13 protein-coding genes and 1 tRNA gene are annotated in these 16,269 nt (G+C 70.3%); 7 read left to right on the plus strand and 7 right to left on the minus strand.

What is annotated here, in order from left to right; genetic code table 11:
• From V7793_RS19505 to dnaK, 4 genes are all read right to left on the minus strand, one after another.
• A partial coding sequence (locus tag V7793_RS19505; protein ID WP_336008256.1) for a heat shock protein transcriptional repressor HspR occupies nt 1-434 on the minus strand: 434 nt, incomplete at its 3' end.
• 4 nt (nt 435-438) lie between these two features.
• Nucleotides 439-1,611: a molecular chaperone DnaJ gene (gene dnaJ, locus V7793_RS19510; protein WP_058047480.1), complete on the minus strand. Its 1,173-nt coding sequence runs from the start codon at nt 1,609-1,611 to the stop codon at nt 439-441.
• 48 nt (nt 1,612-1,659) lie between these two features.
• Nucleotides 1,660-2,325, minus strand: a complete 666-nt coding sequence (gene grpE / locus V7793_RS19515; RefSeq protein WP_336008257.1) for a nucleotide exchange factor GrpE — start codon at nt 2,323-2,325, stop codon at nt 1,660-1,662.
• Nucleotides 2,322-4,178: a molecular chaperone DnaK gene (dnaK, locus tag V7793_RS19520; RefSeq protein ID WP_058047478.1), complete on the minus strand. Its 1,857-nt coding sequence runs from the start codon at nt 4,176-4,178 to the stop codon at nt 2,322-2,324. The genes grpE and dnaK overlap by 4 nt, the downstream gene beginning before the upstream one ends.
• 283 nt (nt 4,179-4,461) lie before the next feature.
• Here dnaK and V7793_RS19525 point away from each other — a divergent pair, with 283 nt between their 5' ends.
• The 5 genes from V7793_RS19525 (at nt 4,462) to V7793_RS19545 (ending at nt 13,049) form a co-directional block, all read left to right on the plus strand.
• Complete coding sequence (locus tag V7793_RS19525; protein ID WP_336008259.1) at nt 4,462-7,563, plus strand: NACHT domain-containing protein; 3,102 nt, start codon at nt 4,462-4,464, stop codon at nt 7,561-7,563.
• A gap of 129 nt (nt 7,564-7,692) precedes the next feature.
• Nucleotides 7,693-10,023 carry a (Fe-S)-binding protein gene (locus tag V7793_RS19530; RefSeq protein ID WP_336008261.1) on the plus strand — a complete coding sequence of 777 codons (2,331 nt, stop codon included), beginning with the start codon at nt 7,693-7,695 and terminating at the stop codon, nt 10,021-10,023.
• A gap of 133 nt (nt 10,024-10,156) precedes the next feature.
• Nucleotides 10,157-11,164, plus strand: coding sequence for a hypothetical protein (locus V7793_RS19535; RefSeq protein WP_336008263.1), 1,008 nt, complete (start codon nt 10,157-10,159; stop codon nt 11,162-11,164).
• 230 nt (nt 11,165-11,394) lie between these two features.
• Nucleotides 11,395-12,405, plus strand: a complete 1,011-nt coding sequence (locus V7793_RS19540; protein ID WP_336008271.1) for a Yip1 family protein — start codon at nt 11,395-11,397, stop codon at nt 12,403-12,405.
• Nucleotides 12,406-12,638: 233 nt separating this feature from the next.
• Nucleotides 12,639-13,049 (plus strand): ALF repeat-containing protein, encoded by a 411-nt coding sequence (locus V7793_RS19545; RefSeq protein WP_336008265.1) that lies wholly within the window; start codon nt 12,639-12,641, stop codon nt 13,047-13,049.
• A 147-nt stretch (nt 13,050-13,196) separates the two neighbouring features.
• On the opposite strand, the gene V7793_RS19550 is transcribed toward V7793_RS19545, so the two are convergent.
• From V7793_RS19550 to V7793_RS19560, 3 genes are all read right to left on the minus strand, one after another.
• Nucleotides 13,197-13,694, minus strand: a complete 498-nt coding sequence (locus V7793_RS19550; protein ID WP_179081575.1) for a phosphoribosyltransferase — start codon at nt 13,692-13,694, stop codon at nt 13,197-13,199.
• Between the two features lie 28 nt (nt 13,695-13,722).
• On the minus strand, nt 13,723-14,298 hold the full coding sequence (gene dcd / locus V7793_RS19555) for a dCTP deaminase (RefSeq protein ID WP_030366976.1): 576 nt from the start codon (nt 14,296-14,298) through the stop codon (nt 13,723-13,725).
• Between the two features lie 92 nt (nt 14,299-14,390).
• On the minus strand, nt 14,391-14,555 hold the full coding sequence (locus V7793_RS19560) for a hypothetical protein (RefSeq protein ID WP_173864874.1): 165 nt from the start codon (nt 14,553-14,555) through the stop codon (nt 14,391-14,393).
• A 261-nt stretch (nt 14,556-14,816) separates the two neighbouring features.
• On the opposite strand from V7793_RS19560, the gene V7793_RS19565 reads away from it, so the two are divergent.
• Nucleotides 14,817-14,890 (plus strand) — tRNA-Gly (locus V7793_RS19565).
• A 106-nt stretch (nt 14,891-14,996) separates the two neighbouring features.
• Nucleotides 14,997-16,269 (plus strand): serine/threonine-protein kinase (locus V7793_RS19570; protein WP_336008269.1); only part of this gene is annotated, 1,273 nt, incomplete at its 3' end.

The following is a 16,269-nucleotide window of genomic DNA, read 5'->3' on the forward strand; positions in this document are numbered from 1 at the left end:
GGGCGCCACACCACCAGCGCGCTCGTCTGCTGGACGTCCGTGTACGGGACGAGGTCGCGGCGGTACGAGGCGTGGACCGCGGCCTCCGCCTGCTGCCGGGCCGCGGTGGCGCCCTCGACGACGCCCTGCAGCTCGGCGACGCGCGCCTTGAGCGCGGCCACCTGATTCTCCAGCTCGATGATGCGCTTGATGCCGGCGAGGTTGATGCCCTCGTCCTGGCTCAGCTGCTGCACCTGCCGCAGCTGTTCGATGTCCCGCGCGGAGTAGCGCCGGCCGCGCCCCGCGGCGCGGTCGGGTGAGACCAGGCCGAGCCGGTCGTACTGCCGGAGGGTCTGCGGATGCAGGCCCGACAGTTGCGCGGCGACCGAGATGACGTAGACCGGCGACTCGTCGGTCAGCTCGTACGGATTGCGCCGTCGGCCGGTCCCATCCATGGGGTCACGCTCCCTTCGCGGCCTGGAAGAGCTCTGCCCGCGGGTCCTGGTCCGCGGTGGCCTCACGGTAGGTCTGCAGGGCTTCCCGGGCCTTGTCGCCGAGATCCTTGGGCACGGTCACCTCCACTGTGACCAGCAGGTCGCCGCGGGTGCCGTCCTTGCGGACCGCGCCCTTGCCGCGGGCGCGCATGGTGCGGCCGTTGGGCGTGCCGGGCGGCAGCTTGAGGGTGACCGGGGGGCCGCCGAGGGTGGGCACCTTGATCTCGCCGCCGAGGACCGCCTCCGGGAAGGTGACGGGCACGGTGACGGTGAGGTTGTCGTCCTTGCGGCCGAAGACGGGGTGGGCGCCGACGTGCACGACGACATAGAGGTCGCCGTTGGGCCCGCCGCGCTCGCCCGGGGCGCCCTTGCCGCGCAGCCGGATCCGCTGGCCGTCGGAGACTCCGGCGGGGATGCGGACCTGCATGGTGCGGGAGGACTTGGCGCGACCGCTGCCGTGGCAGACGTCGCAGGGGTTCTCCGGGATGAGGCCGCGGCCCTTGCAGTCGGGGCACGGGTCGGTCATGGAGAAGCCGCCGCCGGAGCCGTGCGACACCTGGCCAGTGCCGACGCAGGTCGGGCAGACGCGAGGCGTACCGTTTTTGTCGCCGGTGCCGGAGCAGGCCTTGCAGGCGGCCGAGGAGGACATGCGCAGGGGCACGGTGGCCCCGTCGACCGCCTCGGTGAAGTTCAGGGACACCTCGGACTCGATGTCCTGGCCGCGGCGCGGCTGGGTGCGCGTGCCGCCGCGGTTGAACAGGCCGCCGAAGACGTCACCGAGTCCGCCGCCGAAGCCGCCGGTGCCGCCGCCTCCGCCCTGGGCGCCTCCGAAGAGGTCGCCCAGGTCGAAGTTGAAGGAGCCGCCGCCCGCGCCGCCCGGCCCCGGGCGGAAGCCGCCGTTGGCGAAGAGGGCGCGGGCGTCGTCGTACTCCTTGCGCCGCTTGGGGTCGGCCAGGACGTCATTCGCCTCGGAGATCTCCTTGAAGCGCTCCTCGGCCTTGGCGTCGCCCTTGTTGGCGTCCGGGTGGTACTCGCGGGCGAGCTTCCGGTACGCCTTCTTGATCTCGGCCTCGGTGGCGTCCTTGGGCACACCGAGGACCTTGTAGTAGTCCTTCTCCAGGAAGTCCTTCGTGCTCATCCTCGGTGTCCCTCCTTCCGTTCCCTGCGGTGATTCATCGGGTCAGCGTCAGCCCTTGTCCGGGCCACCGCTCTCCTCTTCGGAGCCGGAACCGGCCTCCTCGCCCTCGCCCTTGGCGCCCTGGGCGCCCGGCTGGGGCTCGGCGACGGCGACCCGCGCGGGGCGGATCGTGCGCTCGCCGATGCGATACCCCGGCTGCAGAATCTGCACGCACGTGGTCTCGGTCACGTCGGGCGCGTAGCTGTGCATCAGCGCCTCGTGCACCAGCGGGTCGAAGGGCTCGCCCTCCTTGCCGAACTGCTGCAGTCCCATCTTGGCGACGATCGTCTCCAGGGACTCGGCGACGGACTTGAAGCCGCCGACGAGCTCGCCGTGGTCACGGGCGCGGCCGATGTCGTCGAGCGTGGGCAGGAGCTCGGACAGGAGGTTCGCGACGGCGATCTCCTTGACCGTGACCCGGTCCCGCTCGACCCGGCGGCGGTAGTTCTGGTACTCCGCCTGGAGGCGCTGGAGGTCCGCGGTGCGCTCGGTGAGCGCGGCCTGGGCCTGGTCCAGCTGGGCCTTCAGACCCACCTCCACCAGCTCTTCGCCGGAGGGGGCAGAGCCCGGGCCCGCCTTGTCGGCGGACCCGGCGCCCTGCGCCGCTTCTTCGGAGTCGGCGGCGTCGGAGGGGCCTTCAGGCTTCTCGTCAAAGCCCGGGGTCTCCTCCGTCACGCCGCACCGCCCTTCGGCTTGTCCTCGTCCACGATCTCGGCGTCGACGACGTCGTCCTCGGCCTTGGCGTGGCCGGCACCGGCGCCCGCGCCCTCGGCGCCGGCGGCACCCTGGGCGGCCTGGGCGTCGGCGTACATGGCCTGGCCCAGCTTCTGGGAGACGGCGGCGACCTTCTCCGTGGCGGTGCGGATCTCGGCCGTGTCCTCGCCCTTGAGCTTCTCCTTCAGCTCGGTGAGGGCCGTCTCGACCTCGGTCTTCACGTCCGCCGGGACCTTGTCCTCGTTGTCCTTGAGGAACTTCTCGGTCTGGTAGACGAGCTGCTCGCCCTGGTTGCGGGACTCGGCGGCCTCACGGCGCGCGTGGTCCTCCTCGGCGTACTTCTCGGCCTCTTCGCGCATCCGGTTGACCTCGTCCTTCGGCAGCGAGGAGCCACCGGTGACGGTCATCTTCTGCTCCTTGCCCGTGCCGAGGTCCTTCGCGGTCACGTGCATGATGCCGTTGGCGTCGATGTCGAAGGCGACCTCGATCTGCGGGACGCCGCGCGGGGCCGGCGGCAGACCGGTCAGCTCGAACATGCCGAGCTTCTTGTTGTACGCCGCGATCTCGCGCTCGCCCTGGTAGACCTGGATCTGCACGGACGGCTGGTTGTCCTCGGCCGTCGTGAAGATCTCGGACCGCTTGGTCGGGATCGTGGTGTTGCGCTCGATGAGCTTGGTCATGATGCCGCCCTTGGTCTCGATGCCGAGGGACAGCGGGGTCACGTCGAGGAGCAGGACGTCCTTGACCTCACCCTTGAGGACACCGGCCTGCAGGGCGGCGCCGATGGCGACGACCTCGTCCGGGTTGACGCCCTTGTTGGCCTCGTTGCCGCCGGTCAGCTCCTTGACGAGCTCGGCGACGGCGGGCATGCGGGTGGAGCCGCCGACGAGGACCACGTGGTCGATCTCGGAGAGGGCGATGCCCGCGTCCTTGATGACGTTGTGGAACGGGGTCTTGCAGCGCTCCAGCAGGTCCGCGGTGAGCTGCTGGAACTGGGCGCGCGTGAGCTTCTCGTCCAGGTGCAGCGGGCCCTCGGCGGAGGCCGTGATGTAGGGCAGGTTGATCGTCGTCTCGGTGGACGAGGACAGCTCGATCTTGGCCTTCTCGGCGGCCTCGCGGAGGCGCTGGAGGGCCATCTTGTCCTTGGACAGGTCCACGCCGTGACCGTTGGCGAACTGCTTGACCAGGTAGTCGACGACGCGCTGGTCCCAGTCGTCACCACCGAGGTGGTTGTCGCCGTTGGTGGCCTTGACCTCGACGACGCCGTCGCCGATCTCGAGCAGCGAGACGTCGAAGGTGCCGCCACCGAGGTCGAAGACGAGAATGGTCTGGTCGTCCTTGTCGAGACCGTAGGCCAGGGCGGCCGCGGTGGGCTCGTTGACGATACGCAGGACGTTCAGGCCCGCGATCTCGCCGGCCTCCTTGGTGGCCTGGCGCTCGGAGTCGTTGAAGTACGCCGGGACGGTGATGACCGCGTCCGTGACCTTCTCGCCCAGGTACGCCTCGGCGTCGCGCTTCAGCTTCTGCAGGATGAAGGCGCTCATCTGCTGCGGGTTGAAGTCCTTGCCGTCCAGGTTGATCTTCCAGTCAGTGCCCATGTGGCGCTTGACGGAGCGGATCGTCCGGTCGACGTTGGTGACAGCCTGGCGCTTGGCGACCTCGCCGACGAGCACCTCGCCGTTCTTCGCGAAGGCGACGACGGACGGCGTGGTCCTGGCGCCCTCGGCGTTGGTGATGACGGTGGGCTCACCGCCTTCGAGAACACTGACGACGGAGTTCGTCGTACCCAGGTCGATGCCGACCGCACGTGCCATGTCGATTCCTCCAGCTGACTTGAGTGGAACAGGCTCAAGCGTGCAACACGGATCCGTCCCTGTCAACGGAGCTGAGTCGGGGGGGCTCAAGTCTTATGCGGGCCTTATGCGCATGGCCGGGCTGCGCCCGGGGTGTACACCTGCAACCGGGGGCGCGCGGGGAGCACACACAGGGCGCACCGGGAGGGGTCCGCTGCGGTTCGCCGAGCCCGGTGCGGAAAGGGGGGCGCGTTCACGTTGCGAACGGTTCTAGCCTGCGATTCTCGGGGGAGGGGGACCGCAGATGTGGGACCAGTTCCAGCAGTGGGGCGTGGGAGCAGCACTCTTCGTCCTCGGCATCATCGCCGCCGTGGCCAAGAGCTGGCTGGGCGCGAAGCTGAAGGCTTTCGCCGAATTCCTCTACAGCAGACTGGCGGGCAGCCGGCTGCTCCGCCGTACCGCACTGGCGCGCTACATCCGCGCCGTGCACGACCGGCACGACAAGTTCGCGGTCTCCTTCCAGGCCGACGACGACCTCAAACTGCCGATGGAGTCCGTCTACGTCCCCCTGCGCTTCGCCGCTCCCAGCGGCGCCACGGCGGGGGCGGCCGGGGTGTCGGGCGGCGGGGGCCGCAGGCCCGGCGAGCCGACCGCCACGCTGCGGCAGGGCCGGCACTCCGTGGTCCTGGGCGTGCCGGGCGCCGGCAAGACGATGCTCCTGCGGCACGAGATCCTCGTGTGGGCCCGGCAGCGGCTGCGCCCCGCCCGGCGCCCGGGGAAGCAGCCCCGCGTCGACCTGGGCGACATCGGCGGCATCCCGGTCCTGCTGGAGCTGCACCGGCTCAACAACAACCTCGACTGGTCGCTCGAAGAGCACATCGTCGACCACTTCAAGCGCCACAACTTCCCCAGCGCCCACAACTGGGTCAAGCGCGCCCTGCGGGAGGGTCACCTCACGCTCTACTTCGACGGGCTCGACGAGGTCACCAGCGCCCACCGTGACGCCGCGGTCGAGAAGATCAGGGAGTTCGCCCAGGTCTACGCGTCCTGCCGGATCGTGGTCACCTGCCGCGTCGCGGTGTACGAAGCGCAGTTCGCGGAGCAGTTCCACCAGACCCTGCGGGTCGAGGACTTCGACGAGCACCTCATACGCCGCTTCCTGGGCGGCTGGCCCTGGCCCGAGGGCACCGCGACCGAGACGGTGGAACAGCTGATGGCCGCTCTGCGGGACACCCCGCAGCTGATGCCTCTGGCGCGCAACCCGCTGCTGCTGACGATGATCGCCTACCTCTACAGCTACGTGTACGCGGGCACCGACCAGGTCCTGCCGCACACCCGGGCCGACTTCTACAAGCAGGTCGTCGACAACCTGCTGATCGACCAGCGCCGCCGCCCCACCTTCGCCCACCCGCTGAAGAAGGCCGTCCTGCACCACCTGGCGCTGGCCGCCCAGGACACCCCCGCGGCCAACCACGACCGGCTCGCCCTCCCCGAGGAGGGCGTGCTGGAGACCGTGCGGTCCGTCCTGGAGGCCAAGGGCAGGCCGGCCGAGCTTGACAAGGACGTCCTCAAGGAGATCGTCGACCGCAGCGGCCTCCTGCTGGCCGTGGACAACGGCGAGCGCTACCAGTTCGCCCACCTCACGCTCCAGGAGTACCTGGCGGCGGGCCTGCTGGCAGGCGACCCCAGGGGCCTGCTGCGCCGCTACGGCAAGGACCCGCACACCTGGCGGGAGACGGTGCGGCTGTGGTGCGGGGTGGAGGAGCGCGACTGCAGCGAGGTCATCCGGACCGTCTACGCCCGGGACCCCCTGCTGGCGTTCCAGTGCCTCGCCGACGCGCACATGGTGGACGACACCCTGGCCGACGAGATCATCGAGCACTTCCGCGACCGCCTCGGCAGCGAGTCCAGCAGCGACCAGGCGGTCATCGCGGCCTTCGGCCTCGTGGCCGCGGACCGCCGCCCGCGCGGCGTCCAGGTCTTCGACTTCCTGCGGCAGACCGCCCACAGCGACAACCGCGACCGCGCGACCGCGGCCTGCCACGCCCTGGCGGCGACGCACCTGCCCAGGGCGGCGGACGTCCTGGCGGGCGGCATCCCCTGGGAGGCCGCCGGGCCGGCCATCACCGCCATGGGCGACATCGCCGTACCCGTGCTGAGCCGCCTCGCGGCGCAGGGGGAGGCGCACGCGCTCGGCGCCCTGTGGGCCATCCGCACGCCGCGCGCGGCACTCGCCCTGAACGCCCTGCTGTGGGCGGACACGAACGCCCAGATGACCTCCCTGTGCGCCGCCTACCTCGGCGAGCTGCTGTCCGTTCCCGAGATCGAGGCGGAGCTGCGCACCGCGCCGGTGCCGGCGGCCCCCTCCGACTGCCTGAGCTGGGTGTGGCGCCCGTTCTCCCACGGCCCCGGGGACGCGCTCGTCGCGATCGCCGGGCGCATCGCCGCCGTCTTCGTCCGGGACCCGGTGCTGCCGCTCCCCCTGCCGGAGCCCCTCCCCCCGGACCCGCGCATCGTGGCGGCCCTGAGCCTCGTCCAGTACGCCGCGGACGGTCCCCGCGAGGTCCTGGCGCACGCTCCCCGGGTCGAGAAGGAGATGGTGCGGGAGCTGCAGCGGGTCCTCGGGGCGCGGGGCGGCATCCGGTACGTCTTCGCCCAGGACAGCGCCTCGGTCTACCGCCACCAGCTCGCCCTCCAGCTGGAGATCCACTATCTGCGCCCCGGCGCGGCCGACATGGACAGCCGGGACCAGGACGCCCTGCTCGCCACCACCCTGGCCGTGCTCCGCGAGGCCGGTCTGAGCCCGCTCCGGCTGCGGTTCCTGAACGCCCTGCCCCGGAAGCTGCGGCTGCGGGCGGCGATCTGCCTGGCCCTGGCCGAGTTCGCCGACCAGCGGAGCTGGGACACCCTGCCGGAGCGCCCTCTGAACACGGCCTACCGCTACGTCCGCAGCTGGCACTACCGGCTGATCGTGCTGCTGTGCATCGCCGCGTCGGGGGTCGCCGTCTGGGGCGCCATGGGGCACACCACGAACTCCTGGGGGTGGGCGAACCTCGTGCCCGAGGCGGCCGTCGCCCAGATCGTCCTCGGCTGGTCCTACCTCCTGCGGAACGGCGTCGTCCGGGAGGCGGGCCTGTGGGTCAACCGGGGCCTGCTGAGCCGGCGGACGATCACGCGCGGCGGCGGCCGCCTCTGGAACCTCCGGACCTACGGCATGCTCGTCTGCGTCCCCGCCTACTTCCTCGACGTGACGGCGGTGCACTGGGGGCTCCTCGGCGCGACCGGCCTCGCGCTGGCCACCACCGCGGTCTGCACGGCCCTGCACCTGCGCGCCCGCCGCATCGAGCGGGACGTCCGCCTGCGTACGCACCCGGTCCGCCGCCTGGTGCTGCCGGAGCTCCACTGAGGGTGCCCTGAGCGACACAGATCACCGGCGATGCGGCTATATCGCGCGCGGGAGAGTGAGTAGTCTCGTACGGACTGGATAAGTTACTAGACAGTAATCCCGCTCTCGCAGGTTCGAGGAGCCGTTCCCATGCAACTCGCCGCGATCATCGTGTCGCTGGTCCTAATCGCGGTCGGCGTAGCGCTGTTCGGCCGTGCCCTCCTGCAGATCTACCGCTTCATGCGGCTCGGCCAGCCCGTCCCCGCGGGCAGCCGGACCGGCGAGCCCGTACAGCGCACCGTCACCGTGGCCAAGGAGTTCCTGGGCCACACCCGGATGAACCGCTGGGGCATCGTCGGCGTGGCGCACTGGTTCGTGGCGGTGGGCTTCTTCTCGCTGCTGCTGACGATCGTCAACGCCATAGGGCAGCTCTTCAAGGCCGACTGGATCCTGCCGGTCATCGGCGACTGGGCCCCGTACAACGTCTTCGTCGAGTTCCTCGGCACGATGACCGCGCTCGGCATCCTGACCCTGATCGTCATCCGGCAGCTGAACCGGCCGGGCAAGCCGGGCCGCAAGTCCCGCTTCGCCGGCTCCAACACCGGCCAGGCGTACTTCGTCGAGGCCGTCATCCTCATCGTCGGCGTCTGCATCTTCATGCTGCACGCCCTCGAAGGCGCCCAGCACCACGTGGACGGCTACGAGGCCTCGTTCTTCATCTCGTACCCGGTCGTGTCGTGGCTGGAGGGGATGGACGTCTCCACGCTCCAGAACCTCACCTACTTCTTCGCGGGCCTGAAGATCGCGACGTCCTTCATCTGGATGATCACGGTCGCCCTGAAGACCGACATGGGCGTGGCCTGGCACCGCTTCCTCGCCTTCCCGAACATCTGGTTCAAGCGCGAGGACTCCGGCGACGTGGCGCTCGGCGCCCTGCAGCCGATGACGAGCGCCGGCAAGCCGATCGACTTCGAGGACCCGGGCGAGGACGACGTCTTCGGCGTCTCGAAGGTCGAGGAGTTCTCCTGGAAGGGCCTCCTCGACTTCTCCACCTGCACCGAGTGCGGCCGCTGCCAGTCGCAGTGCCCCGCCTGGAACACCGGCAAGCCGCTGTCCCCGAAGCTGCTGATCATGGCGCTGCGCGACCACGCGCACGCCAAGGCCCCGTACCTGCTCGCCGGCGGCGGCAAGGATGCGGAGGGCGAGGAGAAGGCGACCGAGGAGCAGCTGAAGGACGTCCCGGCGGCGGCCCTGGCCGAGGCCGAGCGCCCCCTGATCGGCACCCTCGAAGAGAACGGCGTCATCGACCCGGACGTCCTGTGGTCCTGCACCACCTGCGGCGCCTGCGTCGAGCAGTGCCCCGTCGACATCGAGCACGTCGACCACATCGTCGACATGCGCCGCTACCAGGTGATGATCGAGAGCTCCTTCCCGTCCGAGGCGGGCACGATGCTCAAGAACCTGGAGAAGAAGGGCAACCCCTGGGGCCTGGCGAAGAAGCAGCGCCTGCAGTGGACCAAGGAGGTCGACTTCGAGGTCCCGGTCGTCGGCAAGGACATCGAGGACCTCACCGAGGTCGACTACCTCTACTGGGTCGGCTGCGCCGGCGCCCTGGAGGACCGCGCCAAGAAGACCACGAAGGCCTTCGCGGAGCTGCTGCACATGGCGGGCGTGAAGTTCGCCATCATGGGCGGCGACGAGGCCTGCACCGGTGACTCCGCCCGCCGCCTGGGCAACGAGTTCCTCTTCCAGCAGCTCGGCCAGCAGAACGTCGAGATGCTGAACATGGCCTTCGGCGAGGATGCGGAAGAGGGCGTCAAGGTCGAGAAGGCGAAGAAGAAGATCGTCGCGACCTGCCCGCACTGCTTCAACACCATCGCCAACGAGTACCCGCAGCTCGGCGGCGAGTACGAGGTCATCCACCACACGCAGCTGCTGCAGCACCTCATCGACGAGGGCAAGCTGGTCCCCGTCACCCCGGTCGAGGGTCTGATCACGTACCACGACCCCTGCTACCTGGGCCGCCACAACAAGGTCTACACGCCCCCGCGCGAGATCATCGCCAAGGTGCCGGGCCTGCGGAACGAGGAGATGCACCGCCACAAGGAGCGCGGCTTCTGCTGCGGCGCCGGCGGCGCGCGCATGTGGATGGAGGAGCGGATCGGCAAGCGCATCAACAACGAGCGCGTCGACGAGGCCCTGTCCCTCAACCCGGACATCGTCTCCACCGCCTGCCCCTTCTGCCTCGTCATGCTGACCGACTCGGTCAACGGCAAGAAGAACGACGGCAAGGCCAAGGAGTCCATCCAGGTCGTGGACGTCGCCCAGCTGCTGCTGGAGTCGGTCAAGACGCCCGCGGCGCCGGAGGAGGACGGCAACGGCGGCGAGGGCAACGGCGACGGTGGCGACGGCGAGCCGGCCGGCGCCCCGAAGCCGGACCCGAAGCCGGACCCGAAGCCGGACCCGGAGCCGGTGAAGTAGGCCGCTCCGCAAGGACGCACGGCCGGTGCCCGCGACGGTCCGCGGGCACCGGCCGCTGCCTTTTCATGATCCACTTGATGACGGGGAACACCGAGGACACCGACCGGAAGTGAATCAGGGGGGAGCGCGTGTCATGCAGAACGCGCTGACGCAGGCCGTACGCGCGAGTGCGGTCCTGACCTACGCCGCCGTCGTCGCCGCGTGCGTCTGGGCGGCGGGCATCGACTACCAGGCCGCGCCGCACACCGGGGTCCTCATCTGCGTGTGGGCGGCGGCCGCCGCGTGGGTCCAGCGGGCCGTCCTGCTGTGGGTGCGGCGCTGGTACGGACTGCGCAAGGAGCGCGAAGAGGTCAAGGCCGTCCTGGAGAAGGAGACGGGGCGGCGGGCGGCGCGCCGCGTCCAGCAGAGCCGCTTCCGGCCCGTACCGGACACCTTCGCCTCCACGGCCCTGTCCAAGGCCCGGCAGCTGGCCGTCTCGGCCCTCGCCCTCGCGGCCACCCTGACCGCCCTGAGCCTGCACGGCATGCCCGGCTCCGACAGCCGGCAGACCGCCATCCAGCACGCCGGCGCCGAGGTCGCCGTCGCGACCGTCGTACAGGCGCGTCTCCTGGAGAAGGAGTACGACGACGACAATCCCGAGCTCGTCCGGGGGTACGTGTACGAGCTGACGGTGACGGTCCCCGGCAGCCCGGCGAAGCTCGCCACCGGCAGGACGACCTACCACGACCCCGTCCGCGAGGGCGGCCTGCTCACGGCCATGTGGGCGCCCGACGACCCCTCGCTCGGCGCGTACCTGGGCAGGGAGGAGAAGCTGCACCGGATGGCGGCCGGGAAGTGGCAGCCGAACCTGGAGGGCAGCATCGTCAACGCGATCGCCCTGATCGTCGGGCTGTGCCTGCTCCCCTGGGTGCTGCTCTTCTCCCTGGGCATCAACGGCGGCTCCCTGCGCAAGCTGCCGTGGTCACCGGTCATGCAGTCCGTGCACGCCGCCGTCGCGGTGCTGGCGGCCTACGGCTGCACACCGGCGCTGCGCGGAGAGGACCCCTCGGGCACTGCGCAGGCCCTCCTGCAGGCGGGCGGCTGGGTCCTCCTCGGTGGCATGATCTTCTCGCCGGTCTACGCGGTGCTGAAGCGGCGGTGAAGAGCGGCTGAGGCCGCGGAGACGGCAGGTGCGGCGGGGGCTGCGGGTACGGCGGGGAGCGGCAGGTGCGGCGGGCGCGGGAGGTGCGGCCGTGACGACACACGGCTCCCCAACCCCCGATATTTCCCTTAGGGGATGTCACAGCTCGGCCGCAATGGCGGGCCCGTTCTCCCGGGCCCGTCTCGGCACTCTCAGGGAGCGGGTACGTTCGAAGCGTGGCTGGATTCAGGATGGGACGCGGACAGGGCTCGAACGACCCCGGCCCCGCGCAGCAAGGACAGCGCCCGGGACAGTACCGGGCCCCGCACGGCGGCCAGGGCGGCTATGCCGGCGGCAGTGGCGCGGGCGGCGGCGGCCAGTGGCAGCAGCAGCCCCCGCCGTACGGCGAGCCGGAGTACTTCGGCGCCGGCGGCGGCCCACAGGGGCACGGCCACGGCCCGGGCCCGGGCCACCAGCCGTACGGCCAGGGCGGCTACGGCCAGGGCGGCCACGGCCAGGACCCGTACTACGGGCAGGGCCACGGCCCCGGCGGCGACGACCCCGGCCACACCCGGCAGTTCAGCATCGGCGAGGGCCCCGACGCCTACGGCGGCGGCCAGGACCCGTACGGCCAGGGCGGCTACGGCGGCCAGGACCCGTACGGCCAGGATCCGTACGCCGGGCAGGACCCGTACAACAACGCCCCCGCGCCGCCCCCGGGCCCGCGCCTGCCCTGGAAGCAGCTGCTGACGGGCATAGTGATGCGCCCGTCCGCCACCTTCTGGCAGATGCGCGACCACGCCGTGTGGGTCCCGGCCCTGATCGTCACGTTCGTCTACGGCCTGCTCGCCGTCTTCGGCTTCGACAAGGCCCGCGAGGACGTCCTCAACGCCTCCCTCGCCAACAGCCTGCCGTCGGTCCTGATCACCGGCGTGGTCATGGTGCTCGCCGGCCTGCTGCTGGGCGCGGTCACGCACACCCTGGCCCGGCAGCTCGGCGGCGACGGCATGTGGCAGCCGACGGTCGGCCTGTCGATGCTGATCATGTCGATCACGGACGCGCCCCGCCTGCTCTTCGCCATGTTTCTCGGCGGCGACAACCTGGTGGTGCAGGTGCTGGGCTGGGCGACGTGGCTGCTCGCGGGCTACCTGTTCACGTCCATGGTCAGCAAGTCGCACGACATCCCGTGGCCGCGCGCGCTGGGCGCGTCGGCGATCCAGCTGATCGCCCTGCTGTCGATCGTGAAGCTGGGCACGCTCTGATCACGTGCACCAAAGGCTGAGGCCCTTGTCCCCGCCACGACGGCGGGGACAAGGGCCTCAGCCTTTGCCTCCGCATGGCCGGTTGCGACGCTCCTGCCCTGCCCCTGTCCCTGCCCTGTCCCCTTCAACGGTGCAAACGCACTGTCAGCGGATATTTGATGGCCACCACGGCAATGTCCACTTATCCTCAGGAAGGATTTCAAGATCGTCTTCAGGAAAAGTGAGTATTGTACATGAAGTTGACCCGCGTGCCGCTCCTCGTCGCCGCCGCCGTCGCGCCGGCCGTCCTGCTCTCCACCCCGGCGCTCGCCGCCGGTCCGGCGCAGGCTCCCGTTACGGCGTCGGCCTCGGCGGCCCAGGGCAACACCAGCGACTCGGACAACCAGGTCGCCATCGTCCAGCTCGTCTCGAAGTACCCCGGCGCGGCCATGAAGGAAGGCGCCAGGGCCGCCCTCAAGGGCACCCCTGAGGACCGCGTCCGCTTCCTGGAGTCCGGTCAGTTCATCGCCCGCGATTCGGACAACCAGGTCGCCATCGTCCAGCTGGTCTCCAAGAACCCTTCCCCGGAGTTCAAGGCCGCGGCGAAGAAGGCCCTCAGCGGCACCCCTGAGGACCGCGTCCGCTTCCTCGCCGAGCACCAGTAGGACCTGGCGGCCCTCCAGGCCGTGACACCTATGAGGCCCGCAGTAACTACTGCGGGCCTCATAGGTCGTAACAGGATCATGGTCTGTGCGACAGACCACGAGCCGGGTAGGTGATCACCTACCCGGCTCGTGTCGGATTTCACGCTCTCAGGCGTCGAGGACCTGGCCCTCACGGCGCACGACCGGCGGCTCGACGGACCACGGGAAGTTGATCCAGTCCTCGGTGCGCTTCCAGACGTATTCGCACTTCACGAGGCTGTGGGACTTCTCGTAGATCACTGCGGAGCGGACCTCGGCCACGTGGTCCTTGCAGAAGTCGTGCACCAGCTTGAGGGTCTTGCCGGTGTCCGCGACGTCGTCGGCGATCAGGACCTTCTTGTTCGTGAAGTCGATCTTGTCGGGGACGGGGGAGAGCATGACGGGCATCTCCATCGTCTCGCCGACGCCCGAATAGAACTCCACGTTCACCAGGTGGATGTTCTTGCAGTCCAGCGCGTAGGCGAGACCGCCCGCGACGAAGACGCCGCCACGCGCGATGGACAGGATGATGTCCGGCTCGTAGCCGTCGTCCGCGATGGTCTGCGCCAGCTCACGGATGGCCTCCCCGAAGATCGGGTAGGTCAGGTTCTCGCGGATCTCACTCACTGTTGCTCTTCGCCTTTTGCTCTGCTGCTCAGACCTGGGTGCGGTGGAAATTCTGGAAGGACCGCGAGGGCGTGGGCCCACGCTGTCCCTGGTAGCGGGAACCGTGCTTCGCGGACCCGTAAGGATGCTCGACGGGAGAGGTCAGGCGGAACATGCACAGCTGCCCGATCTTCATCCCCGGCCACAGCTTGATCGGCAGCGTGGCCATGTTCGACAGCTCCAGCGTCACGTGCCCGGAGAAGCCCGGGTCGATGAAGCCGGCCGTCGAGTGCGTCAGCAGGCCGAGCCGGCCGAGGCTGGACTTGCCCTCCAGACGGGAGGCCACGTCGTCGGGGAGCGTGATGACCTCGTACGTCGAGGCGAGCACGAACTCACCGGGGTGCAGGATGAACGCCTCGTCGCCCTCCGGCACCACCTCACGGGTGAGGTCCGCCTGCTCGACCGCGGGGTCGATGTGCGGGTACCGGTGGTTCTCGAACACCCGGAAGTAGCGGTCGAGGCGCACATCGATGCTCGACGGCTGCACCATGGATTCGTCGAACGGGTCGATACGCACCCGGCCGGCGTCGATCTCGGTCCGGATGTCCTTGTCTGAGAGAAGCACGGGTCGAGGATACGCGGAGAAGACGGACAACGCGGGTCCGGTCCGAGCGGACCGGACCCGCGCCGCTTGATCACCGTCCGCCCGGCACCCGCTCAGCGCTTCTGCAGGGCCACCGGAACGGAATGCCGCAGCCGGGCGCAGCGCGGGCAGCGCAGGAGCCGCCCCGGGCCGATCCGGTCGGGTCCGAGGTGCTGCATCGGGAACGAAGCGGTGCTGAAGACGTGCCCTTCGGCACAACGAACGACGGTGCGCTCCATAGAGCTCCCTTTCCCCATTCACGTGAAAGACAAAAGCCACATTAGGGGATGTATAGGACTCGCTCCTACGCGGCACTCCCGGCAGTCCCCCACGGGCTTCCGCCGCCCCACGGTACGCCCCAACTCCCGGCCCCCACGCACGCATCCCCACCGGCCCCACACTCTCCACACACAGCACGAAGGCCCGCACGGTGAGTGCACCGGGGGCCTTCGATGGGGTAGAGTGTGCGAAGATGAGGCGCCCGTAAAACAGGTGCCCTCGCGGGTGTAGTTTAATGGTAGAACATGAGCTTCCCAAGCTCAGAGCGCGAGTTCGATTCTCGTCACCCGCTCCATAAGACGTAGCTGTCATCAAAGGAAGGCCCAGGTCAACGACCTGGGCCTTGTTTGTTTACCCTGGGCCGCCGGATGCGACGGCCAACTGACGGAACGGAGCGCGTGGTGACCGCGGGGGAAACGAACGGCGACGAGCTGATAGGCAAGGTCCTCGGCGGCCGGTACCGGGTGACCGCGACGATCGGCCGCGGCGGCATGGGAGTGGTCGCCCGGGCGGTGGACGAACTCCTCAACCGGGAGGTCGCCGTCAAGGTCCTGCGGGCCTTCACCGACGCCGCCGAGGCCGAACTGCTCGACCTGCGGACCCGGATGCAGCGGGAGGCGCAGGCCGCCGCCCGCATCCGGCACAGCGGCGTGGTCACCGTGCACGACGTGACCGAGGAACAGGGCCTGCCGGTCATCGTCATGGAGCTCGTCGACGGGCCCTCGCTCGACGACGTGCTGGAGAAGCGCGGCGCGCTGGAGCCGCATGAGGCCGCGGCGATCGGTGCCAAGCTGATGGACGCGCTCGACGCCGCGCACCGGGCGGGCGTGCTGCACCGCGACGTCAAGCCGGCGAACGTGCTGCTGGAGCACGGCGAGCGAAGCGAGATGGGGGTCCCCCCGGCCGGAGGCTGGGGGAGGGTCGTGCTCACGGACTTCGGCATCGCCAGCATGGAGGCCGCCGGCGACGAGGCCGTGGCCAAGCTGACCCAGAGCGGCCAGATCATCGGCTCCCTCGACTACTTGCCGCCGGAGCGCGCGCAGGGCAGGGAGCCCGGCCCCGCGTCGGACATCTGGTCGCTGGGCATGACGCTGTACGCGGCCGTGGAGGGCACGTCGCCGTTCCGCCGGACGTCCGTGTGGTCCACGCTCTCGGCGATCGTCACCGAGCCGCTGCCGCAGCCCCGGCGGGCGGGGGCGCTCACGCCCGTGCTGCAGGCGCTGATGGCGAAGGAGCCGGAGTACCGGCCGACCGCGGACCAGGCGCGCGAGATGCTGGAGCGGGTCGCCGCGGGCACGGCGGCGAACAACACGGCGAACACGGCGAACCTCATGCCGCAGGCTCCGGGCCCGGCCCCCTTCCCCGCGCCCGCGCAGGGCGTTGCGGCGCCGCCGCCGGGCTTCGGTGCCGCGCCGTCGTTCACCGGGCCTTTCCAGCAGCCTGCACCGCAGTCTTCTCCGCAGCCCTCTCCGGGGCCTTCGCTGCAATCTCCGCCGCCCGCGCCGCAGCCGTTCCCCCGGTCCCCGTACGCCGGCTATCCGGCGCCGGGCCCGCTGCACACACAGCCCCCGCAGTCTCCACACTCTCCGCAGCCCCCGCACTCTGCGCAGCCCCCGCACCTTCCGCAGCCCGGCCCCGGCTCCGGCGCACCGGTCGCGGGTCACGCCTCCGCCG

Source organism: Streptomyces sp. KLMMK (assembly GCF_036961605.1).
Classification (GTDB): domain Bacteria; phylum Actinomycetota; class Actinomycetes; order Streptomycetales; family Streptomycetaceae; genus Streptomyces; species Streptomyces telluris.